The organism is Pseudolysinimonas kribbensis (genome assembly GCF_039531715.1).
In the GTDB taxonomy this organism is placed as follows: Bacteria; Actinomycetota; Actinomycetes; order Actinomycetales; family Microbacteriaceae; genus Pseudolysinimonas; species Pseudolysinimonas kribbensis.
The window spans coordinates 325,244-350,289 of sequence record NZ_BAAAQO010000002.1 but is presented as its reverse complement, the minus strand read 5'-3'; the positions used below and the strand labels follow the sequence as shown (position 1 = coordinate 350,289).

26 protein-coding genes and 1 tRNA gene are annotated in these 25,046 nt (G+C 72.6%); 19 read left to right on the top strand and 8 right to left on the bottom strand.

The window, feature by feature from the left end:
- The first annotated feature begins 17 nt into the window (after positions 1-17).
- The 5 genes from ABD285_RS02350 (at position 18) to ABD285_RS02330 (ending at position 4,166) form a co-directional block, all read left to right on the top strand.
- On the top strand, positions 18-518 hold the full coding sequence (locus ABD285_RS02350) for a hypothetical protein (protein WP_284253685.1): 501 nt from the start codon (positions 18-20) through the stop codon (positions 516-518).
- A 7-nt stretch (positions 519-525) separates the two neighbouring features.
- On the top strand, positions 526-936 hold the full coding sequence (locus ABD285_RS02345) for a hypothetical protein (protein ID WP_344199969.1): 411 nt from the start codon (positions 526-528) through the stop codon (positions 934-936).
- On the top strand, positions 933-1,826 hold the full coding sequence (locus ABD285_RS02340) for a 1,4-dihydroxy-2-naphthoyl-CoA synthase (RefSeq protein WP_344199966.1): 894 nt from the start codon (positions 933-935) through the stop codon (positions 1,824-1,826). The genes ABD285_RS02345 and ABD285_RS02340 overlap by 4 nt, the downstream gene beginning before the upstream one ends.
- A gap of 118 nt (positions 1,827-1,944) precedes the next feature.
- A complete protein-coding gene (locus ABD285_RS02335; protein ID WP_344199963.1) occupies positions 1,945-3,048 on the top strand; it encodes an AMP-binding protein in 1,104 nt (367 codons plus the stop codon).
- Between the two features lie 29 nt (positions 3,049-3,077).
- Positions 3,078-4,166, top strand: a complete 1,089-nt coding sequence (locus tag ABD285_RS02330; protein ID WP_425564923.1) for a 1,4-dihydroxy-2-naphthoate polyprenyltransferase — start codon at positions 3,078-3,080, stop codon at positions 4,164-4,166.
- Between the two features lie 17 nt (positions 4,167-4,183).
- Here the strand turns inward: ABD285_RS02330 and ABD285_RS02325 are convergent, their stop codons facing one another.
- The gene (locus ABD285_RS02325; protein WP_284253683.1) at positions 4,184-4,456 is read right to left on the bottom strand and encodes a DUF4229 domain-containing protein; all 273 of its coding nucleotides are present in this window, start codon (positions 4,454-4,456) and stop codon (positions 4,184-4,186) included.
- Between the two features lie 54 nt (positions 4,457-4,510).
- On the opposite strand from ABD285_RS02325, the gene ABD285_RS02320 reads away from it, so the two are divergent.
- Together ABD285_RS02320 and menD are read left to right on the top strand one after the other, a co-directional pair.
- Positions 4,511-4,903, top strand: coding sequence for a PLD nuclease N-terminal domain-containing protein (locus ABD285_RS02320; RefSeq protein WP_284253682.1), 393 nt, complete (start codon positions 4,511-4,513; stop codon positions 4,901-4,903).
- Complete coding sequence (gene menD, locus ABD285_RS02315) at positions 4,900-6,552, top strand: 2-succinyl-5-enolpyruvyl-6-hydroxy-3-cyclohexene-1-carboxylic-acid synthase (protein ID WP_344199958.1); 1,653 nt, start codon at positions 4,900-4,902, stop codon at positions 6,550-6,552. The genes ABD285_RS02320 and menD overlap by 4 nt, the downstream gene beginning before the upstream one ends.
- Here the strand turns inward: menD and ABD285_RS02310 are convergent.
- Positions 6,500-7,399 (bottom strand): hypothetical protein, encoded by a 900-nt coding sequence (locus tag ABD285_RS02310; RefSeq protein ID WP_284253681.1) that lies wholly within the window; start codon positions 7,397-7,399, stop codon positions 6,500-6,502. The genes menD and ABD285_RS02310 overlap by 53 nt on opposite strands.
- Positions 7,400-7,428: 29 nt before the next feature.
- On the opposite strand from ABD285_RS02310, the gene ABD285_RS02305 reads away from it, so the two are divergent.
- The gene (locus ABD285_RS02305; RefSeq protein ID WP_344199955.1) at positions 7,429-8,256 is read left to right on the top strand and encodes a PPK2 family polyphosphate kinase; all 828 of its coding nucleotides are present in this window, start codon (positions 7,429-7,431) and stop codon (positions 8,254-8,256) included.
- A gap of 47 nt (positions 8,257-8,303) precedes the next feature.
- Here ABD285_RS02305 and ABD285_RS02300 read toward each other — a convergent pair whose 3' ends face one another.
- The gene (locus ABD285_RS02300) at positions 8,304-9,521 is read right to left on the bottom strand and encodes an isochorismate synthase (protein ID WP_284253680.1); all 1,218 of its coding nucleotides are present in this window, start codon (positions 9,519-9,521) and stop codon (positions 8,304-8,306) included.
- Between the two features lie 100 nt (positions 9,522-9,621).
- Here ABD285_RS02300 and ABD285_RS02295 point away from each other — a divergent pair, with 100 nt between their 5' ends.
- From ABD285_RS02295 to ABD285_RS02285, 3 genes are read left to right on the top strand one after another with little or no spacing between them, the layout of a single operon-like run.
- Positions 9,622-10,401 (top strand): class I SAM-dependent methyltransferase, encoded by a 780-nt coding sequence (locus tag ABD285_RS02295; RefSeq protein ID WP_344199952.1) that lies wholly within the window; start codon positions 9,622-9,624, stop codon positions 10,399-10,401.
- A complete protein-coding gene (locus ABD285_RS02290) occupies positions 10,398-11,453 on the top strand; it encodes a polyprenyl synthetase family protein (protein WP_284253679.1) in 1,056 nt (351 codons plus the stop codon). Before ABD285_RS02295 ends, ABD285_RS02290 begins: the two co-directional genes overlap by 4 nt.
- A gap of 33 nt (positions 11,454-11,486) precedes the next feature.
- On the top strand, positions 11,487-12,842 hold the full coding sequence (locus ABD285_RS02285) for an FAD-dependent oxidoreductase (RefSeq protein WP_284253678.1): 1,356 nt from the start codon (positions 11,487-11,489) through the stop codon (positions 12,840-12,842).
- Positions 12,843-13,048: 206 nt separating this feature from the next.
- On the opposite strand, the gene ABD285_RS02280 is transcribed toward ABD285_RS02285, so the two are convergent.
- The 3 genes from ABD285_RS02280 to ABD285_RS02270 all read right to left on the bottom strand — a co-directional run bounded on the left by ABD285_RS02280 (position 13,049) and on the right by ABD285_RS02270 (position 15,464).
- Complete coding sequence (locus ABD285_RS02280; protein WP_284253677.1) at positions 13,049-13,387, bottom strand: hypothetical protein; 339 nt, start codon at positions 13,385-13,387, stop codon at positions 13,049-13,051.
- Positions 13,384-14,844: a cardiolipin synthase gene (gene cls / locus ABD285_RS02275; protein ID WP_425564956.1), complete on the bottom strand. Its 1,461-nt coding sequence runs from the start codon at positions 14,842-14,844 to the stop codon at positions 13,384-13,386. The genes ABD285_RS02280 and cls overlap by 4 nt, the downstream gene beginning before the upstream one ends.
- A 131-nt stretch (positions 14,845-14,975) precedes the next feature.
- Positions 14,976-15,464, bottom strand: coding sequence for a YajQ family cyclic di-GMP-binding protein (locus ABD285_RS02270; protein ID WP_284253675.1), 489 nt, complete (start codon positions 15,462-15,464; stop codon positions 14,976-14,978).
- A 6-nt stretch (positions 15,465-15,470) separates the two neighbouring features.
- On the opposite strand from ABD285_RS02270, the gene ABD285_RS02265 reads away from it, so the two are divergent.
- Both ABD285_RS02265 and ABD285_RS02260 read left to right on the top strand, forming a co-directional pair.
- A complete protein-coding gene (locus ABD285_RS02265) occupies positions 15,471-16,253 on the top strand; it encodes a lytic transglycosylase domain-containing protein (protein WP_284253674.1) in 783 nt (260 codons plus the stop codon).
- Between the two features lie 154 nt (positions 16,254-16,407).
- Positions 16,408-16,492: transfer RNA gene (locus tag ABD285_RS02260), tRNA-Tyr, on the top strand.
- A 31-nt stretch (positions 16,493-16,523) separates the two neighbouring features.
- Here the strand turns inward: ABD285_RS02260 and ABD285_RS02255 are convergent.
- Both ABD285_RS02255 and ABD285_RS02250 read right to left on the bottom strand, forming a co-directional pair.
- A complete protein-coding gene (locus tag ABD285_RS02255; RefSeq protein ID WP_284253673.1) occupies positions 16,524-17,324 on the bottom strand; it encodes an SDR family NAD(P)-dependent oxidoreductase in 801 nt (266 codons plus the stop codon).
- Positions 17,321-18,256 carry an aldo/keto reductase gene (locus tag ABD285_RS02250; protein WP_284253671.1) on the bottom strand — a complete coding sequence of 312 codons (936 nt, stop codon included), beginning with the start codon at positions 18,254-18,256 and terminating at the stop codon, positions 17,321-17,323. The genes ABD285_RS02255 and ABD285_RS02250 overlap by 4 nt, the downstream gene beginning before the upstream one ends.
- A gap of 154 nt (positions 18,257-18,410) precedes the next feature.
- Here ABD285_RS02250 and ABD285_RS02245 point away from each other — a divergent pair, with 154 nt between their 5' ends.
- From ABD285_RS02245 to ABD285_RS02220, 6 genes are all read left to right on the top strand, one after another.
- Positions 18,411-19,190 carry an IclR family transcriptional regulator gene (locus ABD285_RS02245; RefSeq protein WP_284253670.1) on the top strand — a complete coding sequence of 260 codons (780 nt, stop codon included), beginning with the start codon at positions 18,411-18,413 and terminating at the stop codon, positions 19,188-19,190.
- 125 nt (positions 19,191-19,315) lie between these two features.
- A complete protein-coding gene (locus ABD285_RS02240; RefSeq protein WP_284253669.1) occupies positions 19,316-20,167 on the top strand; it encodes an amidohydrolase family protein in 852 nt (283 codons plus the stop codon).
- Positions 20,164-21,495, top strand: coding sequence for an aspartate aminotransferase family protein (locus tag ABD285_RS02235; RefSeq protein ID WP_344199940.1), 1,332 nt, complete (start codon positions 20,164-20,166; stop codon positions 21,493-21,495). Before ABD285_RS02240 ends, ABD285_RS02235 begins: the two co-directional genes overlap by 4 nt.
- A gap of 2 nt (positions 21,496-21,497) precedes the next feature.
- Positions 21,498-23,063 (top strand): N-acyl-D-amino-acid deacylase family protein, encoded by a 1,566-nt coding sequence (locus tag ABD285_RS02230; RefSeq protein WP_344199937.1) that lies wholly within the window; start codon positions 21,498-21,500, stop codon positions 23,061-23,063.
- On the top strand, positions 23,056-24,069 hold the full coding sequence (locus ABD285_RS02225; RefSeq protein ID WP_344199934.1) for a Gfo/Idh/MocA family protein: 1,014 nt from the start codon (positions 23,056-23,058) through the stop codon (positions 24,067-24,069). The genes ABD285_RS02230 and ABD285_RS02225 overlap by 8 nt, the downstream gene beginning before the upstream one ends.
- Positions 24,066-25,031 (top strand): Gfo/Idh/MocA family oxidoreductase, encoded by a 966-nt coding sequence (locus ABD285_RS02220; RefSeq protein WP_344199932.1) that lies wholly within the window; start codon positions 24,066-24,068, stop codon positions 25,029-25,031. The genes ABD285_RS02225 and ABD285_RS02220 overlap by 4 nt, the downstream gene beginning before the upstream one ends.
- Positions 25,032-25,046: the final 15 nt, after the last annotated feature.

The window sequence follows — 25,046 nt, the reverse complement described above, 5'->3', positions numbered from 1 at the left end:
CTCGGTCAGGAGGCCCGATGAGCTACTCGCAGCAGCCCGGACGTTCTCCCGCGCCGATGCCGAACCAGCTCCGCTCGATGTCGTCCGGGCCGCCGATCGCCCCGCAGCAGGGCGGGTATCGCCCGCAGACCGGTGGCGTCGCCCCGCAGCGCGGCGGGATCGCGCCGCTACGCGGAGGGATCCCGCCGATCCCGCCGGAGTACACGGTCGCGCCCACGCTCGGGCAGTTCTGGCGCAGCGACGTGCGGCGCACGCGCATGGACGGCACGCGCCGCGTGCGCTGGCCCGGGTTCATCGCGTTCTTCGTCGGCCTCGCCGCGGCGATCCTGCTGCTGCTCTCGGCGATCGCCGCGTCGGTCGTGCTCGCCTCGATCGCCCTCGCGTTCAGCATCGTCGCCGGGTTCTTCGCGATCGTCACGCTCGTGGCCGGCTTCGGCCGCGTGCTCGGACTCTTCGGCCTGCTGCTGGCGCTCGCAGGCAACATCTACATCGTCGCGCCGCTGTTCGGCCTTGTCTGATCCGGTCATGATCCCCGAGGGGTCGGCGTCGGCGACGCCGGCCGCGTCGCGCGCGACCGCCGCGCCCGCGCCGTCGGACACGGCCCCCCCGCTGTCGTCCATGTCGGACGCCTCGCCGCCCGCGCGGTCGCATCGCCTCGTGCGCGAGCGCAGGCCGTCCCTCGGCCGTTACGCGCTCGCGCTCGCGGTGCTCATGGTGGCGCTGGTGGCGGTCGCGCTGGGGGTCGACGCCCCCGAGCGGTACCTCGCGGCCACCGTCCTGGCGCTCCTCGCCGACGCGTTCAGCGCCGCCGCGCTCATCGTCGGGATCGTCGCGCTCGTGCGCCGTCGCTGCGTGGTCGCGGCGACCTTCGGCGTCGTGATCGCGGTGCTCGGAAATCCGCTCGTCCTCCTCCACGGATTGGGAGCCCTCGCATGAGCGCCGACCGCGTCTCCGAGCTGTTCGACCCCGAGCGCTGGGTCGAGGTCGACGGCTTCGCCGATCTCGAGGACGTGACGTACCACCACGACACCACCGGGCGGGTCGCGCGGGTCGCGATCGACCGGCCCGAGGTGCGCAACGCCTTCCGGCCGCGCACGGTCGACGAGCTCGCCCGCGCCCTCGACGACGCGCGGCAGAACCCGCGGATCGGTGCCGTGCTGCTGACCGGCAACGGCCCGTCCCCCAAGGACGGCGGGTGGGCTTTCTGCTCCGGGGGCGACCAGCGCATCCGGGGGCGCAGCGGCTATGAGTACGACGACGGCTCGGTCGGCGTCGGACGTCTGCACATCCTCGAGGTGCAGCGACTGATCCGGTTCATGCCGAAGGTCGTCATCGCCGTGGTTCCCGGATGGGCGGCCGGAGGCGGCCACTCCCTCTACGTCGTGTGCGACCTGGCCATCGCCTCCGCCGAGCACGCCCGGTTCAAGCAGACCGACGCCGACGTCGGCAGCTTCGACGCCGGCTACGGCAGCGCGTACTTCGCCCGGCAGGTGGGCCAGCGGTTCGCGCGCGAGGTGTTCTTCCTCGCCGAGGAGTACGACGCGCAGCGCGCATACGAGACGGGCGCGGTCAACAAGGTCGTGCCGCACGCCGAGCTCGAGGCGCGGGCGCTCGAGATGGCCGAGACGATCCTCGGCAAGAGCCCCACGTCGATCCGGATGCTGAAGTACGCGCTCAACGCGGTCGACGACGGACTCGTCGGGCAGCAGCTCTTCGCCGGCGAGGCGACCCGGCTCGCCTACGGCACCGACGAGGCGCTCGAGGGTCGCGACGCGTTCCTCGAGAAGCGCCCCCCCGACTGGTCCCCCTACCCGTGGCACTTCTGACCCGCCCGAGCCCGTTGAGTGCGCGCAATAGGGGGTCGCGGCGCACTCGCCGCCCCCAATTGGGGGTACGAGACGGGATTCGACCCCCGATTGCGCACCGTGAACGCGGGGTGACGGTGTGACGCGGAGGCTCGAGGTGGTGCGGGGGGCGGAGATCGCGGTGGCGCTGCGCGCCGCGCTCGCGGGGGGCCCCGCGGTGCTGCCGGCGGCACCGGGGGCCGACCCGCAGGGGCTGCCCGGCACGGTCGAGCAGCGGATCGCGCTCGTCGTCGAGACGAGCGGCTCGACCGGGGGACCGAAGCGTGTCGCACTGAGCGCCGACGCGCTGCTCGCCAGCGCGGCCGCGAGCGAGTCCGCGCTCGGCGGTCCCGGCCAGTGGGTGCTGGCGCTTCCCACGCACTACATCGCCGGGCTCAACGTGCTCGTGCGCTCGTTCGCCGCGGGAGTCGATCCGGTCGAGCTCGAGGGCGGGCCGTTCACCGCGGCACGGTTCGTCGACGCGGCGCGGCGGCTCGGCATCCCGGAGCGCCTCGTCGCCCTGGTACCGGCCCAGCTCGCGACGCTGCTCGACGACCGGAACGCTCTCACCGAGCTGCGCCGGTTCCAGGCGGTGCTCGTCGGCGGGCAGGCGACACCGGCGACGCTCGCGGCACAGGCCGCGGATGCCGGCGTGCGCCTCGTGCGCAGCTACGGCTCGAGCGAGACGAGCGGCGGCTGCGTCTACGACGGCCGGCCGGTCGGCGGGGCGACGGTGCGCGTCGAGGACGGCGAGGTGTGGCTCGGCGGCCCGAGCCTCGCGGAGGGGTATCTCGGCGATCCCGGGCTGACGGCGGAGCGGTTCGTCATGCACGGCGGGGCGCGCTGGTTCCGCACCGCCGACGGCGGCTCGCTCCGCGACGGCATGCTGACCGTCACGGGACGCCGCGACGACGTGCTCATCTCCGGCGGCGTCAAGGTCGCGCTGGCCGAGATCGAGCGGGTGCTGCGCGAGCAGCCCGGGCTGCAGGATGCCGTGGTCGTCGCCGCCCCCGATCCGCGCTGGGGCGAGACCCCGGTCGCATTCACCGCCGGGTACGCCGACACCCAGGCCGCGATCGCCGCGGTCGGCGCGGAACTCGGCGCCGCCGCGCGGCCCGCCCGCCTCGTGCACCTGGATGCGCTGCCCGAGCTGCCGAGCGGCAAGCCCGACCGACGCGCCCTCGCCGAGCTGGCGCGCGGGTAGCCCGGGGGTCGGTCGATAGACTTCCGGCCGTGGCACGCCCGAAGCAGCAGCGCATCGACGTCGGCCGGCGCACGGCGGCGGCATCCGGCGGCAAGGCCGTCCCCGCGAAGGCGAAGTCCGCGCCCGCGAAGGGCAGGGCATCCGGCTCGAAGGGCCGCGGGCGAAGCGGACGCCCGGGCGGCCGTCCGATCGTCGAGGCCCGTCCCGCCACCCTCGGCACCTGGATCGCGGGGGCGCGTCCGCAGACCCTCCCGCTCGCGCTCGCCGCGGTCGCGATCGGCTACGGCGCCGCCTCCAACACCGCGGCGTTCGGCGTCCAGCTCTGGGACCACTGGCTCCGCGCGGTCGGCTGCCTCGTCGTCGCGATCGCGCTGCAGATCGCCGTGAACTACGCCAACGACTACTCCGACGGCGTGCGCGGCACCGACGCCCACCGGGTCGGGCCGCAGCGGCTCGTCGGCTCGGGTCGCGCCCGGCCCCGAGCGGTGCTCACGGTCGCGCTCGTGTTCTTCGCGATCGCCGCGATCGCCGGCGTGCTCGTCGTCTGGCGCAGCGGCCAGTGGTGGCTGCTGGCCGTCGGCGCGGTGTGCATCGCCGCCGCGTGGTTCTACACGGGTGGCAAGCGCCCGTACGGCTACTCGGCGCTCGGCGAACTCGCCGTCTTCCTCTTCTTCGGCATCGTCCCGGTCGCGGGCACGGTCTTCGTCCTGACCAGCAGCGCGGCCAGGATCGGCACGGTCAACGTGGAGGGATGGCTCGGCGGCGTGGCCGCGGGGGCGCTCGCGTGCGCGGTGCTCGTCGTCAACAACCTCCGCGACATCGACCGGGACCGCGCCGCGCGCAAGCGCACCCTCGCGGTGCTCATCGGGCGGGTGCCGACCCTCGTGCTCTACGTGGTGCTGATGCTCGTGCCGTTCGTGGTGCTGATCTTCTTCACGCTGTTCTACCTGAATGCCGGCTACGTGTACTTCACGCTCATCGTCGCACTGCCGGCGATCGTGATCGTGCTGTTCGGCACGACGCCGCGCGAGCTCGTGACGGCGCTGCAGCTCACCCTGCTGACGGCGCTGTTGTTCGGGCTGGGGCTGGGCGCGGCGCTGCTGTTCGCGCCCGCCTGAGTGAGCTCCAGGGCCGCCTACGCGTCGCGGTCGATGACCGTGTCCTCGGCGTTCTCGTCGGAGCCGGCCGGAGCCTCGCGGGGCCGGCGCGACGCGGCGAGCTCGGTAAGGGCTCGCGCGCGCAACCGCCCGAAGAAGATGTACGAGATGCAGAACGCCAGGAGGGCGGCGACGACGGCCGCGACCGCCCAGGCGAAGCTCCACAGCTGTGCCGTGAGCGCGTAGACCACCGCGAACAGCACCGCGAACAGCCCCACGCGCACGGCCGAGTACAGGATCCATGCGCGCACCCCGGCATCCTACGATCCGCCGCTGTGCACGGGCTCGGCGCGTAGGATCCGAGCATGCTCCGCCTGCTCCCCGGGATCATCGACCTGGTGCTGACGGTCGTCGCGATCGTCGACATCTCGCTCATCGATTCGTCACGGGTGCGCGGGCTGCCCAAGTGGGCATGGGTGCTGATCTCGCTGCTGCTGTTCATCGTCGGGCCGTTGCTCTGGTTCTTCGTCGGGCGCGAGCGGCTCGAGCCGCGCAACCACGGTCGCTATGCGGCGGAGGGACCCTCGGCGGCATCCCCGCGCTCGGGCCCGCGGGCCCCGGATGACGATCCCGACTTCCTGAGCCGGATCGCGCGGGAGCAGGAGCAGGCGCAGCGCATCCGCGACCTCGAGCGCCGCCTCGCCGAGCGCGACGACCCGACCGCGGGCAACCCGGACGACACGAAGCCCGCCGGGTGAGCGCCGCCCCGTCCAGCGAGTTCGCCGTCGCGCTGCTCGCCGAATTCGTGCGTCTCGGCGTGCGCGACGTCGTGCTCAGCCCGGGTTCGCGCTCGCAGGCCCTCGCGCTCGCCGCCGCGCAGCTGGAGCGCGCCGAGCTGCTGCGGCTGCACGTGCGCATCGACGAGCGCTCGGCGGGCTTCCTCGCGCTCGGCATCGCCGCGGAGTCGGGCATCCCGGTCGCGGTGATCACGACGTCGGGCACGGCGGTGGCCAACCTCCATCCGGCGGTGCTCGAGGCGTCGCACGCCGGCATCCCGTTGCTGCTGCTGACCGCCGACCGCCCGGAGGAGCTGCGCGGCATCGGCGCGAATCAGGCGACGATCCAGGACGGCATCTTCGGGTCGGCGGTGCGCCGGTCATGGGATGTGCCGCCGCCTGCGGGCGCTCAGGGCGCCCCCGAGCTGGCGCGCGAGGCGCTCGCGGCCGCGTCGTCGGCCGACGGCGCGGGTCCCGTGCAGCTGAATCTGGCGTTCCGCGAGCCGCTCTCCGGCGACGCGCGGCTCCCGGAGGTCGAGCCGGGTACGTGGACCGCTCCCACCCGCTCGGGCGAGACCGTCGAACTGCGCCCCGCGCCCGGCACGGTGGTCGTCGCCGGCAACCGCGCGGGCGAGCGGGCCGAGGAGGTCGCGCGCGAGCTGGGCGCGCCGCTGCTGGCCGAGGTGTCGAGCGGCGCCCGGTTCGGCCCGAACCTCGTCGCGGCGTATCGGGAGCTCATCGACGCCGGCAACTTCGGCGACCGGGTCGAGCGGGTGGTGGTCTTCGGGCATCCGACGCTCAGCCGCGAGGTGCCCGCCCTCATCCAGCGGCCCGGCGTCGAGACGGTCGTCGTGCGCACCCCCGGCCGCGACGATTACGACCCCGGGCGGGTCGTGACGCGGTTCGCGGATGCCGTCACGGTCGTCCCCGACGAGGCCGGTCTCGCGGCGGGCCGCTCGTGGATCGGGCGCTGGGTGACGGCATCCCGCCGCATCCTCGACGAGAGCGCGGACGAGCCGCTCGGTGCCGCGCTCACCGACGACGCGCTCGAACGGGCGCGGTGGGCGCGCGACCAGCTGGCCCAGCTGCGCGAGCCGGTCACGCGGCGTCTGCTGGCACGGTCGGTGTGGGATGCCACCTGGCCGCACGACCGGCTCGTCGTGGCGGCGTCGCGGCTGATCCGCGAACTCGACCGGATCGCCGCCGGCAAGCGGATCCGCGTGCACGCGAACCGCGGTCTCGGCGGCATCGACGGCACCATCGCGACCGCCTCGGGCATCGCGCTCGCGACCGCCGACCGCGGCGTGATCCGGGTGCTGCTGGGCGACCTCGCCCTGCTGCACGACGCCGGGTCGCTGCTCGGCTCCGGCGGGGCGGAGATCGAGGGCCGCCTGCAGCTCATCGTCGGCGACGACGGCGGGGGCTCGATCTTCGACACGCTCGAGGTCGCGTCGGCCGACCCCGCGCTCTACGCGCGCGTCATGCGCACCCCGCAGAGCGTGGACACGGCGGCGCTCGCCGCGGCCTACGGCTGGGAGTTCCGCCGGGTCGAGACCCGCGGTGACCTGATGCCCGCCCTCACCGATGCGGGTGCGACCCGGACCCTGATCGAGGTGCCGCTGGCCCACTGACGGCGCGTGCGGCGCGGCGCAGCCCAGCGTCCTGCTCACGGTTGCTGACGACGGCGCCCACCACGATCAGGGCGATGCTCGCGAGCGCCCAGATCGTCGGCAGGAGCCCGCCGCGGAGGCTGACGAGCGCGACGAACTGACGTGCCATGTCGGCGCGGGTCGACCCGGATCCCGCGGCCAGCACGAACTGCATCGCGATGGCGAACGACACCGCGCCGGCCAGAATGGCGACGCCGGCGACCAGGTTGAGCGGGGTCATGGTGCCGAACGCGGTGCTGCGGCTGGTGCCGTCTCGCTCAGCCTGAGTGCGCGGGAGCACCGCCGCGACGAGGATCCCGATCGGCACCATGATGATGAACGCGACCCCGCCGCCGAGGGCGGCGCCGACGACGGAGAGCATCAGGAGGACCCCGATCGCCTGGTAGACGCTCCAGCCGTATTCGAACCCGTCGGCGGGGATGTCGGGGCGCGCCGAGGCGAAGAAGACGATCGCGTACACGACGGCGGGCACGAGCAGCAGCAGCGGGACCCCGCGAGGTCCCTCCGCCACCCGGACGGTCAGCCGCTCGCGCAGGCTGCCGGTGCCGTCGATCCAGAACACCGCGATGATCTGGAGCAGTCCGCCGGCGACGCTGGTGAGGAAGAACGTCCAGCCGAACGTGTCCCAGTCGGGCCCCGACCCGATGATCATCGCGAACCACGCCCACACCGCCACCGAGATCGTCAGGCCGACCACGATCAGGTGCAGCGGTCCGAGCCCGGTGGCGAGGCCGACGAGCACGCTGCCGGTCGATGGCCTCGCCGACGTCCCCTGGGACTCTCGGGAGCGGGCGGATGCGGTACCCATTCCGACCATTGTGCGCATAGCGTGCGGGCATGGCCCACCACGCACCGCTGACCGCCGCCGGACCGCAGTTCGCCCTCGCGGACGTGGATCCGGCATCCACCCCCGGGTTCGACGGCGGCAAGAAGGCGGGAAGGAGGGCGCTCGCGAAGGGCGCGGCCGAGCTCGCCGAGCTGCAGGAGAGGCTGTTCGCCGCCGGCCTGAACGGCGACCGCCGCAGCGTGCTGCTGGTGCTTCAGGCGATGGACACGGCCGGCAAGGGTGGCGTCGTCAGCCACGTCGTGGGTTCCGTCGACGTGCAGGGGGTCGCGCTGCACGCGTTCAAGGCGCCGACCGACGAGGAGAAGGCGCATGACGTGCTCTGGCGGATCCGGCGCGAACTGCCGGCCCCCGGGATGCTGGGCGTCTTCGACCGCTCGCACTACGAGGACGTGCTCATCCATCGCGTGCACGCGCTCGCGTCGCCCGAGGTGATCGAGGCGCGCTATGCGGCGATCGTCGACTTCGAGGCGGAGCTCGTGGCGGCCGGCACCACGATCGTCAAGGTCATGCTGCACATCTCGCCGCAGGAGCAGCGCGATCGTCTGCTCGCGCGGCTCGACGACCCGACGAAGCAGTGGAAGTACAGCCCCGGCGACGTCGATGAACGGGAGCTGTGGGGCCGGTACATGGAAGAGTATGAGATCGCGATCCGGCGCACGTCGACGCCGGATGCGCCCTGGTACGTGGTGCCGGCCGACCACAAGTTCGCACGACTCGCGGTGCAGCGATTGCTGACGGATGCCCTCCGCGGCCTCGACCTGCACTGGCCGCGCCCGGACTACGACGTCGCCGCGGAACGCGCCCGGCTCCTCCCCTAGCCGAAAACGCCCAGTGCGCGTGCCCGCGACTATGCGTTTTCGGCCAGTCAGCCGAAGGCCTCCACGATGGGGCGGAACTTCAGCCGCGTCTCGGCCAGTTCGTGCTCGGGATCGGAGTCGGCGACGATGCCGGCGCCCGCGTACGCGGTGACGCCGCCGGCGGCATCCACCTCGGCGCTGCGCAGCGCGATCGCCCACTTGCCGTTGCCGGCCGCGTCGATCCAGCCGACCGGGCCGCTGTAGCGGCGGCGGTCGATGCCCTCGAGCTCCGCGATCGCCGCGACGGCCGCGTCGGTCGGGGTGCCCGCGATCGCCGCGGTCGGGTGCAGGGCGGCGGCCAGGTCGAGCACGCTCGAGCCGTCGGCCAGGCCCGCCTCGACGTCGGTGGCGAGGTGCCAGAGGTTCGGCAGCTTGAGCGCGTAGGGCACCTCGCTCGCGGCGACACCGCGCACGTGGCCCTCCAGGGAGGCGAGCACGCTCTGCACGGCGAAGCGGTGCTCGTCGAGGTCCTTGGTCGAGGTCGCGAGGGCGAGGGCCGCGGCCTGATCGCTCGCCGCGTCGACGCCGCGGGCCGCCGACCCGGCGAGCACACGTGCCGTCACCGTGCCGTGCCCGACGCGCACCAGCGTCTCGGGGCTGGAGCCGAGCAAGCCGTCGATGGCGAACGTCCAGGTGTCGGGGTAGCCGAGGGCGAGCTCGCCGACCACCCGGCGCAGGTCGGCATCGACGGGAATGTGGCCGACCAGGTCGCGTGCGAGCACGACCTTCGCAGCGTCGCCGGCGTGGATGCGGCGCACGGCCTCCGCGACGATCTCGCGGTACCGGTCCGGCGGCGTCGCCCCCGGGCGCAGCGGGATGCGGTACTCGGGGCCGAACGGGGCGGCCGCGACCCGGTCGTCGGCGTCGTCGCCCTCGTCGACCTGCACGCGGGTGATCCAGCCGACGCCGTCACGGCGTCCCACGATCACGCGCGGCACGATGAGCACGCTCGGCCGGTCCGACCCGGCGGCGAACGTGAAGGCGCCGAACGCGACGAGCCCGCTGCCGGAGAGCCCGACCGGATCGTCGATCTGCGCGTCCGCGGCGATGCGACGCCAGGCCGCGGCCGCGTCGCGGATGCGATCGGGTCCCGAGAACTCGAGGCGCAGCGCCTCGCCGATGCCGCCGATGCCCTCGCCGCGCCGGACGAACAGCAGCGGCCGCGACGGATCCAGCAGCGGCACGAGCGAGGACGGCGCATCGATCTGCCGGGTGATGACGCGCACGGTCCCAGCCTACGTATCCCGGGCTGACAGGGTCCGGCGCGAGCGCACGGGCGGGCGCCGACCCGACGGGCGGTCAGGCGGAATCAGTAGGCTGAAACCCGTGGCGAGGGCCGAGATGGACAAGCAGCCGGGCGCCGTCTCGGGCATGTTCGACGAGGTGGCGCGGGGCTACGACCGCACCAACGCCGTGCTCTCGCTCGGCAACTCCGGACTCTGGCGGATCGCGACGGTGCGGGCCATCGACCCGCAGGCCGGCGAGCGCGTGCTCGACATCGCCGCGGGCACCGGCACGTCGTCCGCGGCGATCGCGCGCGGCGGCGCCGAGGTGGTGGCCCTGGACTTCTCGGCCGGCATGATCGCGGAGGGGCGCAAGCGCCATCCGGAGATCGAATTCGTCGAGGCCGACGCGGAGAAGCTGCCGTTCGACGACGGCTCGTTCGACGCGGTCACCGTGAGCTTCGGGCTGCGCAACATCGCACGCCCGCAGGTGGCGCTCGCCGAGATGCACCGGGTGCTGCGCCCGGGCGGCCGCGTCGTGATCTGCGAATTCAGCAAGCCGCCGCGCGCGCTGTTCCGCACCGGGTACGGCGCGTACATGCGGTTCGTGATGCCGCTCGTGGTGCGCGCGACCAGCACGGACCCCGAGGCGTACGACTACCTGGCCGAGTCGATCCGCGACTGGCCCGACCAGCACACCCTGAGCCAGTGGATGCGCGGGGTCGGATTCACGCGCGTCGCCTACCGCAACCTCACCGCCGGCGTCGTCGCCCTGCACCGCGGCCACAAGCCCGCCGACGAGGCGATCCTGGCGCGCACCGCCCAGCGCACCGCACCCCGTCGCAGACCCGCCGCCGCAACGCCGTCGAAGGACCCCTCGTGACCCCGACCCCGCTCGCGCGCCGCAGCAACACGCTCAGCTCGTCGCTCGGACTCGGCGAGAAGCTGTTCGCCTCGAGCGAGGAGCGCCAGTTCGCCGACGCGATCGAGCGCGGGCTGGACGAGGTCGAGTCGGGCCTGCTCGCCGAGGTCGCGTTCGCCGACGACATGGCGGATGTCACGAGCCGCTACCTGATCGAGGCCGGCGGAAAGCGGGTGCGTCCCACCCTCGTGCTGCTCACGGCGCAACTCGGCGAGGGTGCCAACGCGGCCGTGATCACCGCCGCACGCGCGGTCGAGATCACCCACCTGGCCTCGCTGTACCACGACGACGTCATGGATGAGGCGCAGCTGCGTCGAGGGGTGCCGAGCGCCCAGTCGAAGTGGGGCAACTCCGTCGCGATCCTGACCGGCGACCTGCTCTTCGCCCGGGCGTCGAAGCTCATCGCGAGCCTCGGCGAGCGCGGCCTCGAGGCGCAGGCGGACACGTTCGAGCGGCTGTGCCTCGGGCAGCTGCACGAGACGATCGGCCCCCGCGCCGGCGAGGATCCGATCGCGCACTACCTGCAGGTGCTCGCCGACAAGACGGGCTCGCTCATCGCGCTCGCGGCGTTCCTGGGCGTGATCTTCTCACAGGCGCCCGAGAGCTTCCAGGAGCCCGTCGAGCTGTTCGGCGAGCGGATCGGCGTCGCCTTCCAGCTCATCGACGACGTCATCGACCTCTCGCCGTCCTCGGACGAGACCGGCAAGGCGGCGGGGACCGACCTGCGCGCCGGCGTGCCCACCCTGCCGCTGCTCTACCTACGCGATGCCGCCGCGTCGGACGACGAGGCCGCCGCCCTGCTCGCCCGCATCGAGGGTTCGGCTGACGCCGACGACGCGGAACTCGCGCGCATCGTGACCGCTCTCCGCGAGCACGACGTGACCCGCGCTACCCTGACCGAGGCGCGCCGCTGGTCGGCGCTCGCCGTCCAGGCCCTCGACCCGCTGCCCGACGGGCCGGTGAAGAAGGCGCTGACGAAGTTCGCCGAGGCGATCGTGGAGCGATCCGCGTAGCGCGCCGCGCGCGTCCCGACCGAGAGGAACCCGTTGAGCAAGCTCCGCCTGGCCATCGTGGGAGCCGGGCCCGCCGGCATCTACGCCGCCGACATCCTGCTCAAGCACGAGAGGTCGTTCGACGTCTCGATCGACCTCTTCGATCACCTCCCCGCGCCGTACGGGCTGGTGCGCTACGGCGTCGCACCCGACCACCCGCGCATCAAGGGCATCATCACCGCGCTGCGCGACGTGCTCGACCGCGGCGACATCCGGATCTTCGGCAATGTGCGGTTCGGCACCGACCTCACCCTCGACGACCTCAAGCACCACTACAACGCCGTCATCTTCGCGACCGGCGCGGTGCGGGATGCCGACCTCGGCATCCCGGGCATCGACCTGCCCGGCAGCTACGGCGCCGCCGAGTTCGTGAGCTGGTACGACGGCCACCCCGACTACCCGCGGGAGTGGCCGCTCGATGCGCAGTCGGTCGCGGTGATCGGCAACGGCAACGTCGCGCTCGACGTCGCGCGCATCCTGGCGAAGCACCCGGAGGACCTGCTGCCGACCGAGATCCCGGCGAACGTGTACGAGGGTCTCACCGCCTCGCCGGTCACCGACGTGCACGTGTTCGGCCGCCGCGGCCCGATGCAGGTCAAGTTCACGCCGCTCGAGCTGCGCGAGCTCGGCGAGCTGCGCGACGTCGACATGATCGTGCACGACGAGGACTTCGACTACGACGAGGCCTCACGGGCGGCGATCGAGTCGAACAAGCAGATCCTCGTGATCGACCGGGTGTTCACGCAGTGGCGCCAGCGGGAGACCGGGCGGGCCTCGCGGCGCCTGCACCTGCACTTCTTCGCGAAGCCGACGGAGGTCGTCGCCGGCCCCGACGGCCGGGTCGCGGCGTTCCGGTACGAGCGCACCGAACCGGATGGCGCGGGCGGCGTCCGCGGCACGGGCGAGTTCCGCGAGGTGGAGGTGCAGGCCGTGTACCGCGCGGTCGGCTACTTCGGATCGCCCCTCGACGGCATCCCGTTCGACGAGCGGCACGGCGTCATCCCGAACCACGAGGGCCAGGTGCTCGGCGACGACGACCGCATCGTGCCGGGCGTCTACGCGACGGGCTGGATCAAGCGCGGCCCGGTCGGGCTGATCGGTCACACGAAGTCCGACGCGATGGAGACGATCGAGCACCTCGTGCGCGATCAGGCCTCGTGGTGGAGCCCGGCGTCGCCCTCGGAGGAGTCGATCGTCGCCCTGCTCGACGAGCGCGGCGTGCGGTACACGGACCTCGACGGCTGGCACGCGCTCGACGCGCACGAGATCGCCCTCGGCGAGCCCGAGGGACGCGCGCGCATCAAGGTCGTGCCCCGCGACGAGATGGTGCGCGTCTCCCGCGGCGAATGACCTCCGCCGGATCCGTTGCCGCTTCCGGCCGTCGAACAGCCCGCGGAGCGGACGTGTCGAGACGCCACTGACTCGGCCGCGTGCCTCCGCACCCCTTTCGAAACCGCATGTGAGCTCCGCCTCACTGTGAGGCGTGTTTGACACGGCACCAGGACCGGGGCGACGGCCAGGGCGCCCCCGGACGGAGACGGGCACGGTCCGTCGTGTCAGAGCTCTCCGATCAACCCGAACACGGCGTTAACGAGCATCGCGTCGGCTCCGCCGGCAACGTGCGCACCGGTCTTGCGGAATTCGTACTGGTACTGCAGACGGTGGAGGCCGCGGCGGATGATCGTCCCGACCACCGCGTCCGGGGCGGGCTGGATCCGAGTGACTCCCCAACTCGGCCCGTCCCAGACGGGGTCGTCCGGTTCGCGGCGGTCGATGCGGTATCGCGGCCCGTCGTCCGAGATGACCTCGAACCGCGCGATCTCCTCCAGGCCGTCGGCGTACGGATCGTCCACGATCGAGCCGCCGAGCACCAGCCGCCCGAACCCCGCGCTCACTGCAGCACCGCCGTGAGCCGCATGACGTTGTCGAGCACGCTCGTCCAGCGACCGCGGCGGCGCCACACCTCGAGCGTCAGCTCGGTGCTGTTCGCGCGGAAGTCGTCCTCGATCGCCCGCAGCCGCTCGAGGAACGCGCGCCCGCGCACCATGACCGAGATCTCGAGGTCGAGCGAGAAGGAGCGCATGTCGAAGTTGCTCGATCCGATCACCGAGAGCTCGTCATCCACCGTGATCGACTTCGCGTGCAGGATCGTCGGGGCGCGGTACAGGAAGATGCGCACGCCCGACTTCAGCAGCTCGTCGTAGTAGCTGCGCTGCGCGTGGTACACCCCGAACTGGTCGCTGATCTGGGAGACGAACAGCTGCACCTCGATGCCCGACTGCGCCGCGGTCGTCAGCGCGTAGAGCATCGAGCCGTCGGGTACGAAGTACGGGCTCACGAGGTTGATGCGCTTCTGCGCGGCGTAGACGAGCGAGTTGAACATCTTGAGGTTGTTCTCGTCGCTGAACCCCGGGCCGGAGGGCACGACCTGGCAGTCGAGATCGCCGTCGCCGACGGTGCGGGCCGGCGCGGCCTCGCGGGTGAGCAGCTCGTTCGTCTCGGAGTACCAGTCGGTGACGAAGAGCGCGTCGATGCCGGCCACGACCGGTCCCTCGAAGCGGGCCATGAGATCCCGCCAGCGCAGCCCCTTCTTGCGGTTCTTGCGCTTCTGGTAGGGCTCCTCGATGACGTTCTGCGAGCCGGTGAACGCGATCTGCCCGTCGATGACGAGGAGCTTGCGGTGGTTGCGCAAGTCGGGGCGCTGGATGCGTCCGCGCAGCGGCTGGAACGGCAGCATGAGGTGCCACTGCACGCCGAGCTCCGTCAGCCGGCGCTTGGCCGGGCCGAAGCCGGGGTAGCCCGAGTTGCCGAGGTGGTCGAGCAGCACCCGCACGGTGACGCCGCGTTCCCGAGCGGCGCCGAGGGCGTCGAAGAACGGTCGAGTGGTGTCGTCGAGCGAGAGGATATAGAACTCGGCGTGCACGGTCGTCGTCGCCGCAGCGATCTCGGCGACCATCGCGTCGAGGGCCTCCTGGTCGTGGTCGTACAGCGTCGCCGCGTTGCCGCCGACCAGCGGCATGGAGCCGAGGTTCCGGTTGAGCTGGACCACCGGCTCCAGCCACGACGGCCACGGCGGATCGGTGCGCACCCGCTCGATGCCCTCGGTCGTGTCGAGGATGTACGCGTTGATCTCCCGCTGCTTGCGCCGTCGCGCCCGCGGCAGCCGCGCGCGGCCCAGCACGAGGAAGACGAGCAGCCCGATGTACGGGATGAGGTAGATCGCGAGCAGCCAGGCCACGGCCGTCTGCGGCCGCCGGTTGCGCGGCACGACGATGAGCGCGCCGATACGGATCCCGGCATCCACGACGATCGCGGCGATCGTGATGATGAAGGCGAGCGTGCCGCCGTCGATCTGGAGCTGCACGGGCTCAGTATGCCGGGCTCCCTGGGTCCGATCGGCGGTTTGCCATCCGATTCGGCCCGCGCGCCCCGCAACCGATGGCAAACGGTCGATCGGTTATGGAGTCGGAAGCGAACCCGGGGTCAGCGGAAGTTGACGAACTGCAGGGCGACGTCGAGGTCCTTGCCCTTGAGCAGCGCGATCGTCGCTTGCAGGTCGTCGCGGCTCTTGGACTGCACGCGCAGCTCATCGCCCTGGATCTGGCTCTTGATCGACTTGGGGCCCTCGTCGCGGATGATCTTGGAGATCTTCTTGGCGTCGTCGCTCGAGATGCCCTCCTTGATGGATGCCTCGATCCGGTACTCCTTGCCGCTCGCGAACGGCGCCCCCGCGTCGAGCGAGCGCAGCGAGATGCCGCGCTTGATGAGCTTGGACTCGAACACGTCGAGCACCGCTTTGACGCGCTCCTCGCTGGAGGCCTTCAGCACGAACTTCTCGCCGGAGGCGTCGATCGAGGCGCCGACGTTCTTGAAGTCGTAGCGCTGCGCGATCTCCTTCTGCGCCTGGTTCAGCGCATTCTGGGTCTCCATCGGGTCGACCTTGCTCACGATGTCGAACGAGGAATCTGCCATCCGGCCATGCTAGAACCGATCCTCGTGGCGGCCCGCGGACGGATCATCGCCGGTGTGCTCGGCGGGGCGGCCGGCGTCGTCGTGATCGTGCTGCTCGTGCTGGCCCTGACCCCGCGAGCCGGCGGCGGCACGGTGCTCGTGCCGGACGAGACGCCCGCCCCGCGCTGGGCGCCGCCGGCCGATCCGCCGGTCGCCGCCGTCACACCCGGACCGTACGGGATCGCGGGTCTCGCCGAGCCCGCGTGGGTGGCCAGGACGGCGAAGGCGACCGGCATCCCGCGGCGCGCGCTCGCCGCCTATGCCGGCGCCGCCATGACCAAGGCGAGCGCCATGCCGGCCTGCGGTCTCTCGTGGACGACCCTCGCCGGCATCGGTCGCGTGGAGAGCGACCACGGCCGGCACGGCGGCTCCACGATCGGCGCCGACGGCACGGCGACCCCGCCCATCTTCGGGCCGGCGCTCGACGGCGACGGGGTGGCCCGCATCCCGGACAGCGACCAGGGCGCGATCGACGGCGACACGAAGGCCGACCGCGCGGTCGGGCCGATGCAGCTGATCCCGCAGACCTGGCGCAACTGGCACACCGACGCGAACGCCGACGGGCGCGAGGATCCGCAGAACATCGACGACGCCGTGATGGCGAGCGCGAACTACCTCTGCCGGGCCTCGACGGGTCTCGACACCGAGGCCGGCTGGCGCCGCGCGATCACGTCGTACAACGACGCGACGACGTACATCGACGCGGTGGCGCGCGCCGCGGAAGGCTACCGCACGGCCGCCGACCGCTGATCCCCGCCGCGTCCGGCATCGGATGGGCACTTTGCCATCTGATCCGCTCCGCGCGGATTCGATCGAATGGCGAAACCGCGCTCGGTTGCGCCGCGCAGCCGTGGTCGGCGGGATCGCGCGATCCTTGTATCCTTGTGCGGTGCCTCGCGCACATGGCGAGTTACCCAAGCGGCCAAAGGGATCTGACTGTAAATCAGCTGTCTACGACTTCGGGGGTTCGAATCCCTCACTCGCCACCATCGCGGAGGGCCTGCGTCGCGGCAGCAGCCGTCACCAGGCCGTCCAGCCGCCGTCGACCACGAGCTGCGCGCCGGTCACGAAGCTCGCCGACGGTGAGGCCAGGAACACCACGGCACCGGTGATCTCGCTCGCGCGCCCGACTCGCCCCATGGGCACGTGGGCGACCAGGCGCTTCATGAACTCGGTCTCGCCGCCCTGGCCCGCCGGGTTCGGGAAGGGCCCCGGGATCACGGCGTTCACGGTGATCCCGCGCGGCGCGAGTCGCACGGCCTGGTAGCGCACGAGCTGGGCGACGCCCGCCTTCGCCATCCCGTACTCGACCGGGTTGACCGGCACGCCGTCCGGATACGCCGACGGGTCGGGGCTCACCTGGCCGTACATGGAGCCGAACTGGATGATCCGTCCGCCCCGGTCGGCGGGCGCGGCGACCATCACTCGCTCGGCGGCGCGACCGAACCAGAACGCGCCCTGGAGCGTGACCGACAACCCGGCCGTGAGCCCCTCGGCGTCGAGCTCCTCGTAGGTCAGGCCCGAGTGCGTCGCGCAGAGGTTCACCGCGATGTCCAGGCCGCCGTGCCGTGCCGCGATGTCGGCCGCCTGCCGGTCGGGGGCCCCGTCGTCGGCCACGTCGAGCTCAAGGCCCTCGGCGAGCAGGCCGGCGTCGTCGAGCTCCGCCGCGACGCGCTGCGCCTCGCTGAGCCGACGGTCGGCGATCACGACGCGGGCGCCGTGCTCGGCGAGCGCTCTCGCGACCTCCGCGCCGAGCTGCCCGCCGCCGCCCGCGATCCAAGCCACCTTGCCGGTCAGGTCGAAGCGCCAGGGATTGATCATGTCGAGTCCTCTCGTCGGGGCGGCCAGAGCGCGGGGCTCACGAGATCGGGGGAGCCGGCGGGGATCGAGGCCTCCAGCCGGCGGCAGTCGCTCTCCGGCAGGGAGCCCCGGGCGAATTCGTCCGCGATGTGCGCGAGCTGCGCCCGCGAGCGGATGCCGACGACGACGGCGTCGATCCACGGCTGCGCGAGCGCATAGCCCAGGCACAGTCCGGCGAAGGTGCGCCCCGTCTCCGCCGCCATCCGCGCGAGGGAGGCGCGCACGGCGGCGGCATCCGGGCGGGCGTCGCGGGGCCAGGTCGCGTCATCGGGGTCCAGGAGGATGCCCTGCAGGAACGCGGACCGCGCCACGATCGTGACGTCGGGCCGCGCGGCGAGCGCGTCCTGCACCGACGCCGTCAGCCACCGCCGGTCGACGACGTTGAACGGGAGCTGGATGTAGCCCAGGTCCGGCACGGCCAGCGCCTCGGCGAGCTCGTCCGGGTCGGCGACCGACACGCCCCAGCGGCCCAGCAGGCCGTGCGCCCGCGCGGCTCGGAGAGCGTGGATCGCGGCCCCACCGGCACGGCGCAGGTCGGCCGTTCGGTGCAGCAGCACGGCATCCAGGTGGAACGCGCCCACGTGCGAGAGCGACTCGGTGAGGCTGGCCCGCACGGCGGTCTCGATGCCGAGGGTCTCGGAGTGGTCGGTGAGGGGGCGGATCTTGGTGACCACCGGCAGCGCGCCGCCCGCTCCGGATCGCCGTGCCCGGCCGATCGCGGCTTCGCTGTCGCCGTACGCGCGTGCCGTGTCGACCGCCGCGCACTCCAGCTCGACGGCCAGGCGCAGGATGTCGGCGACCTCCGCGTCGGTCGGTGCCGGCTTGCCGCTGCGGCCGTACGACTGGCCGAATTGCGCCGCGCCCACGACGAGGCGCGACGCCGGGCGATCCATCTCGGCAGAGTGATGTAAAACGACGTTCCATGTCAAGCGGGCTGGGCACCGCGCGGTCGTCGGCTGCCGTGCGGCGCCTCGCCTCCGGTTCCGCGGCACCGAGATCCACGGAACGCCGTTCCATGTCGTGGTCTCGGTGTGACACCATGCGGATGTGGAGCAGGCCGGTTCGTATCACTCGCAGGGTCTCAGCCGCGCACTGGCCGTGCTGCGGGTGCTGGCGGGGGCCGAGCACCCCCTCACGCTCTCGCAACTCGCCCAGGAGCTCGACGTGCCGAAGTCGACGCTCGTGCGCCTGCTGGCCGTCATGCAGGAGGAGGGGTTCGTGCGTCGCTACGGCGATCCGCCCACCTTCGCGATCGGCCACGTCGTGCATGAGATCGCCCAGGCCTACCGCCCGCCGAGCGTGGCCGAGATCGCGGCCCCGGTCATGCGGCGCCTCGCCGAGGAGGTCGGATTCACCGCCAACCTCGGCGTCCTGCGCGGCCGCTCCGTCCTGCACCTGCATGTCGAGGAGCCGCAGCGCGCTCTCCGGTTCGCGGCGAGCGGCATGCTCGACGACACCTATTGCACCGGGCTCGGCAAGATGCTGCTCTCCGCCCTTCCGCTCGATCAGGTCGCCGCTTCGGTGCCCGAGACGGAGCCGTACGAGAGCTGGACGCCGCAGACCATCACGACGCGCGCCCAGCTGGACGCCGAGCTCGAGCGCATCCGCGCCTCCGGCGTGAGTCTCGACGACGAGGAGCGCAACCGCGGCGTCAGCTGCATGGCCGTGCTGCTGCCCGGCGTGCACGTCTCGATCTCCGTGTCCGGCCCCACCGGGGAGCTGACGCCGCGCGATCAGCGCCGGATCCTGCCCGTTCTCCGGGCGAGCGCCGCGGAGATCGTCGCCGCCCCGGGATTCGTGACGGCTCTGCCCGATCTCCCGGCCTGAGCCGGCTCCGGGCCGGCGCGTTCCACGTCGCGTCGCGCGATCGTTACATGGAACGATGTTTCATGTCGCGCGTGATTCTGACATCATGCCGGTATGCAGGATCGCGAAGGGGCGAAGCGTCACCGATGATCGTCGACATCCACAGCCACTGTCTCCAGCCCGAGCACTGGGGCGACGAGCACAAGGACCATTGGGAACCCGCCTACGGCGGCGCGCCCTACCCGGTCGTCACCCCCGAGTCCTTCGATCGCGTGATGCAGGAGGGCGGCGTCGACGTCGCCGTCGTGTTCGGCCTCGCCGCGTCCCACGCCGGGGTGCGCACCCCCAACCGTTTCGTCGCCGACTTCGTCGGGCGCATGACGACGCCGACGATCGCGTTCTCGTCGATGGATCCGCTCGATCCGGATTGGCGCGAGCAGCTCGACGAGGCGATCGAGCTCGGGTTCCGGGGCGTGAAGCTCTACCCCGTGCTCTCGCTCATGGACCCGCTCGCACCCGAGTTCGACGAGTTCTACCGCCGGCTCGAGGCGAACAACATGGTCGCCCTGTGGCACATGGGCGCGACGCCGAGCCCGATCGGGAGCCTGCGCGTCAGCCAGCCGCTCGTGATCGAGGAGGTGGCGCGCCGGCATCCGGGGCTCACCCAGGTGATGGCGCACATGGGTCATCCGTGGCAGCGCGACGCGAACGTCGTGCTCCGCAAGCACGAGCGCGTGTTCGCCGACGTGTCGGGGGTGCCGTCGCGGCCGATGGACGCCTACCTCGCTCTCGTGAACGCGCAGGAGTGGGGCACCGTCCCGAAGCTCCTGTTCGGCTCCGACTACCCGCTCTGGACGCCCGCCGAGGCTCAGGACCTGCTGCGCCGGGTGGCGGCGATGCGCGCCGGCGACCTGCCGCACGTGCTCGACGAGACCGTCGACAGCATCATCCACCGCGACACGCTCGCGCTCCTGGGCCTGGAGGACCCTCGCCGATGACCCACACCCTGAACTCCCGTGCGCTGGCCGAGGAGGCCGAGCGCATCATCCCGGGCGGCGTGAACTCCGCGACGCGGCGCATCGGCGCCCCCTGGGCGTGGCGCTCGGCGCACGGCGCCACCATCACCGATCTCGACGGCCGCGACTACATCGACTACCACGCCGCCTTCGGCGCGATCCTGCTCGGCCACGTCGACGAGCGCGTCAACGCCGCCGTCACCGCAGCGATCCAGGACATCGACCTGGTCGGGCTCGGCACGACCGAGCTCGAGGTCGAGGCGGCGCGACTCGTGACCGAGTCCATCCCGAGCGCCGAGGTCGTCATCTCGACGATGAGCGGGTCGGAATCGGTGTTCCAGGCCATCCGTCTCGCCCGCGGCGTGACCGGGCGCTCCTACATCGTCAAGTTCCAGGGCTGCTTCCACGGCTCCTACGACGCCATCGCCCGCAACGTCATCTCGACGCCGGAGACGGCGTGGGGCATGGACCCGAACTCGGCCGGCATCCTGCCCGACGCCCTCGAGCACACGCTCGTCGCCGAGTTCAACGATCTGGCCTCGGTCGAGGCCCTGTTCGCCGAGCACCCCGGCGAGATCGCGGCCGTGATCCTCGAGCCCGTGCCGCACAACGTGGGCGCGCTCCTGCCCGAGCAGGCGTTCCTGGAGGGGCTGCGCGAGCTCACCCGGCGCACGGGCAGCGTGCTGATCTTCGACGAGGTCATCACCGGGTTCCGGCACGCGCTCGGCGGCTACCAGGAGCTGTGCGGGGTGACCCCCGACCTCACGACGTTCGGCAAGTCGATGGGCAACGGCTACCCCGTCGCCGGTCTCGCCGGATCGGCGGAGCTGATGAGCAGCTTCTCCTCCTCCGGCGGCCCCGTCATGCTGGCGGGCACCTTCAACGGCAACTCGATGTCGATGGCGGCGGCGATCGCGACGATCAGCGTGCTGCGCGATCCCGAGGTCGACTTCTACGGCCATGTGCGGCGCCTCGGCGACCGGATGCGCGACGGCCTGCGGCGCATCACGCGCGACCACAGCATCCCCGCCGTCATCACCGGCGTCGGCTCGGTCTTCATCGCGTACTTCCTGGAGGGCGAGGTGCGCGGCTACCGCGACCTGCTCCGCAACGACGACGAGGCCTACGCGACGTTCCACCGCCGGATGATCGACAAGGGGTCCTTCATGTACCCGATGTCGCTCAAGCGCAACCACATCTCCCTCGCGCACACCGAGGCCGACATCGACCGGACACTCCAGCAGGCGGACGAGGTGCTCGGCGAGATGGCCAGGAACGGCGAGTTCGCCCTGCTGCGGGGACGCGTCTGACGATGACCTCGACCGCCGCCCGCACCGCTCTCGTCGGCGGATCCGTCGCCGACGGGTCCGGTGCCGAGGCGCGCAGCGCCGACGTGCTGCTCTCGGGCGGACGCGTCGAGGCGGTCGTGCCCTTGGGGGAGCGGCCGGCCGGCGGATACGACGCCGCCCTCGTCGACTGCGCCGGACGGATCGTCGCGCCCGGCTTCGTCGATGTCCACTGCCACTCCGACATCACGCTGCTCGCGTATCCCGGCAACGCGAGCCGGGTCACGCAGGGGGTCACGACCGAGGTCGTCGGCAACTGCGGGATGAGCCCGGCGCCCGGCAACGCCGACCCGGAGGGGCTGGCCGGCATCATCGCGACGATCGACGTGACGCCCGACGTGCCCTGGGCGTGGTCCGATGTCGCCGGCTGGCTGCGTGCGCTCGACGAGGCGGAGACGGCGACGAACGTCGCCGCGCAGGTGGGGCACGGCTCCGCCCGGTTCGCGGTCGCGGGGACGGCCGCCCGGCCGCTCGACGATGCCGAGCTCGACGCGCTCGAGGCCGAGCTGGAGGCGGCGTTCGAGGCCGGGGTGGTCGGCGCCAGCGTCGGGCTCATGTACGCGCCGGGGGAGTCGGCGACCGCGGCCGAGCTCGACCGGGTCGCCGTCGTGGTCGCGCGCCACGACGGTCTCATGTCGGCGCATCTGCGCGAGTACGTGCCGCGCCTGGAGTCCGCGGCGATCGACGAGGTCGCGGGGCCGGCGGGTCGCGCGGGTGCGCGCCTGCAGATCTCGCACCTGAGGGCGGTCGGCGACGACGGCGACTTCGCGGCCGTCCTCGACCACGTCGAGGAGCTGCGCCGCGGTCAGGACGTCGCCGCGGACCTCTACCCGTACGTGCACGGCCACACCACCGCACTGCAGCTGCTGCCGAGCGAGCTGCGCGCCCTCGGTCCGGCGGCCGTGCTGGCCGCCTGCCGCACCGATCCCGAGCGGATCGCCGGGCTCCTGCGCGACCACGGCCGGTCGCCGGAGCACATCATCGTCATGAAGGCGACGGCGACTCCGGATGCCGTGGGCCACGACCTGCGCGACGCCCCCGGCGACCCCTTCGACTGGCTCGTCCACCTGCTCGTCGCGAACGAGTGCCGCGTCGACGTCGCGGTCGAGAGCGGGCGCTGGCAGGACGTGGACGCCGCGTTCGAACGACCCTGGCTCAGCATCGGCTCCGACGGCACGGCGCTCGACGCCTCGCACACCGCGTCCGCGCCGCACCCGCGCTCGTGGGGGGCCTTTCCGGCGGGCTACCGCCGGCTGCGGGACCGCGGGGTCCCGGTCGGCGAGGTCGTGCGCCGTATGACGAGCGCCCCCGCCGCGCGTGCCGGCCTCCGCAGCGGCATCGCGCCGGGCGCCCGCGCCGACATCGTCGTCCTCGACGACGAGCGCTTCGACTCCACCGCGACGTTCGGACACCCGGCGAGTCCCTCCGTGGGCATCGACCACGTGTTCGTGAACGGCGTCGCGGTGCTCCGCGAGGGGCGGCCGACGACGGCGCGACCCGGACGACTCATCAGAAGGGGATCGGATGTCTGAGTCGAAGACAGTCGGCGTCGGCATCGTCGGTGTCGGCGGCATCGCCGTCTCGCACATGGCGGCGCTGCGTGCCACGGACGTCGCACGGCTCGTGGCGGTGACCGACCTCGATCGTGCGCGTGCCGGCGAGGTCGCCCGCCAGGAAGGGGTGATCGCGGCCGCGGACGTCGCGGCGCTGCTGGCCGACCCCGCCGTCGAGGCGGTCATCGTCTGCACGCCCAACCTGACCCACGAGCAGCTGGGCCGGCAGGTGCTCGCGGCCGGGCGGCACCTGCTGATGGAGAAGCCGCTCGCGATGACCGGCGAGGGGGCGCGGGCGCTGGCGAGGGAGGCGGCATCCCGCGGCCTGCAGCTCGCGGTCGGCCACAGCCACCGCTTCAGCGACCAGAGCCTCGCCATCCGCGAGGCCATCGACGCGGGAGCGATCGGCACGCCGCGCTTCGTGCGCATCGCGATGAACGGCGGCTGGATCTGGCCGGGCTGGCAGCACTGGGTTCTCGACCCCGCGCTCTCGGGCGGTCACTCGCTGCACAACGGCATCCACCTGGTCGACCTCGCCGGCTGGTGGATCGGCGAGGAGGCGACGAGCGTCTTCTCGGCCGGGCAGCACGCGACGAGCGAGGCGCTGCGCATCCACGACTACCTGGTCATCAAGCTCGGATTCGCCTCGGGGGCCTCGGCGATCTGCGAGGTCAGCCGCGGCGAGCGTCCGCGCTCGGCCTCGTACCTGGAGCTCGTCGTGGTGGGCACCGATGGCGTGCTCGCCCGCGAATGGGATGCCGAAGGTGTGCTCGCCTGGACCGACGACGGACTCACCGCCTGGGGTGTCGACGGTCCGGGCGGGCGCGTGTTCCGGCGCGAGCTCGAGAGCTTCGCCGCGGCGATCCGCGGGACCGGTGCCGTCGTGCCGCCCGTCGAGGCCGCCGTGCACGCGGTCGACCTCGCCGTCGCCTCGGAGGAATCGCTCGCCACCGGCCGCACGATCCGGATCGGAGCCGCACGATGACCGCGACGCCCGTGCTCGTCGCCGGCACCGTCGGCTCGGGCGCTCAGCATCACCAGGCCGAGATGTGGACGCCCGCGTTCGCGGCGGCCGGGCTCGAGGCGGTCGGGGTGTGGACCCCGCCGACCGTCGACGCGGCGGCGCTCGCCCGCGCGCGCTCCCTGGCCGGCGACCTCGGCGTCGATCTCGAGGTGTCCGAGGAGCCGTCGACGGCGGCCGCCGGCGCGGTCGTCTGCCTGCGCGGCGCCGAGCGGATCGCCTTCGCGCGGTTCGCGGCCGAGCGGGGCATGCCCATCCTGCTCGACAAGCCCACGCTCGACGCCACGGCGCAGGTCGAGGAGCTGGCGGCGGTGGCCGGCGACGGCATCGTCATGGCGGGCCACCACCTGTCGTCGCACCCCGGATTCACTCGCGCCCTCACGGCCGTCCGCGGCGCCGAGATCGGGCTGCTCAGGGCCGTGCACGCGGATCTCGTCTCGGGCGGCGGCGACCGCAGCCCGGACGGCGAGCTCCGCAATCTCGGCGTGTACCTGGTCGAGCTGACCCGCCAGACGACGGGACCCGCGGACCTCACCCTGCAGGCGACGGCGACCGGGGCGGGCGACGCCTGGACCTTCCTCGGCAGGACCGACCGCGAGGTCGTCGTGTCGGCTCACGTGTCGCGCGCCGGGGCGGGCGAGGCATCCCCGCGTTCGCTCCGCGCCCGGCTGCGTCTTCTCGGCACGCACGGTTCGCTGATCGTCGACCTCGCCAAGCCCGCGATCGGGCTCGCGACGACGAACGCGACGAGCACCGTGCCGTTCGTCGGCGAGAGCTCGGTCGTCGCGCACCTCCGGCGATTCGCCCGGGCCATCGACGGGTCGGTGCGGGTGCCGGCACCGGCCGACCTCGTGACCCTCTCCCGTGCGCTCGACGCGATCGCCGCCTCGGCGGCCACCGGCGACGCCACCCCCCTGACCTGGTGACCCGGAAGGACGACC

Bases quoted from the DNA above. Each gene is read 5' to 3' on its own strand.
- ABD285_RS02350 (WP_284253685.1), top strand. From the start codon at position 18: ATGAGCTACTCGCAGCAGCCCGGACGTTCTCCCGCGCCGATGCCGAAC.
- ABD285_RS02345 (WP_344199969.1), top strand. From the start codon at position 526: ATGATCCCCGAGGGGTCGGCGTCGGCGACGCCGGCCGCGTCGCGCGCG.
- ABD285_RS02340 (WP_344199966.1), top strand. From the start codon at position 933: ATGAGCGCCGACCGCGTCTCCGAGCTGTTCGACCCCGAGCGCTGGGTC.
- ABD285_RS02320 (WP_284253682.1), top strand. From the start codon at position 4,511: ATGCTCCGCCTGCTCCCCGGGATCATCGACCTGGTGCTGACGGTCGTC.
- ABD285_RS02310 (WP_284253681.1), bottom strand. From the start codon at position 7,399: ATGGGTACCGCATCCGCCCGCTCCCGAGAGTCCCAGGGGACGTCGGCG.
- ABD285_RS02305 (WP_344199955.1), top strand. From the start codon at position 7,429: ATGGCCCACCACGCACCGCTGACCGCCGCCGGACCGCAGTTCGCCCTC.
- ABD285_RS02270 (WP_284253675.1), bottom strand. From the start codon at position 15,464: ATGGCAGATTCCTCGTTCGACATCGTGAGCAAGGTCGACCCGATGGAG.
- ABD285_RS02265 (WP_284253674.1), top strand. From the start codon at position 15,471: ATGCTAGAACCGATCCTCGTGGCGGCCCGCGGACGGATCATCGCCGGT.
- ABD285_RS02255 (WP_284253673.1), bottom strand. From the start codon at position 17,324: ATGATCAATCCCTGGCGCTTCGACCTGACCGGCAAGGTGGCTTGGATC.
- ABD285_RS02250 (WP_284253671.1), bottom strand. From the start codon at position 18,256: ATGGATCGCCCGGCGTCGCGCCTCGTCGTGGGCGCGGCGCAATTCGGC.
- ABD285_RS02240 (WP_284253669.1), top strand. From the start codon at position 19,316: ATGATCGTCGACATCCACAGCCACTGTCTCCAGCCCGAGCACTGGGGC.
- ABD285_RS02235 (WP_344199940.1), top strand. From the start codon at position 20,164: ATGACCCACACCCTGAACTCCCGTGCGCTGGCCGAGGAGGCCGAGCGC.
- ABD285_RS02230 (WP_344199937.1), top strand. From the start codon at position 21,498: ATGACCTCGACCGCCGCCCGCACCGCTCTCGTCGGCGGATCCGTCGCC.
- ABD285_RS02225 (WP_344199934.1), top strand. From the start codon at position 23,056: ATGTCTGAGTCGAAGACAGTCGGCGTCGGCATCGTCGGTGTCGGCGGC.
- ABD285_RS02220 (WP_344199932.1), top strand. From the start codon at position 24,066: ATGACCGCGACGCCCGTGCTCGTCGCCGGCACCGTCGGCTCGGGCGCT.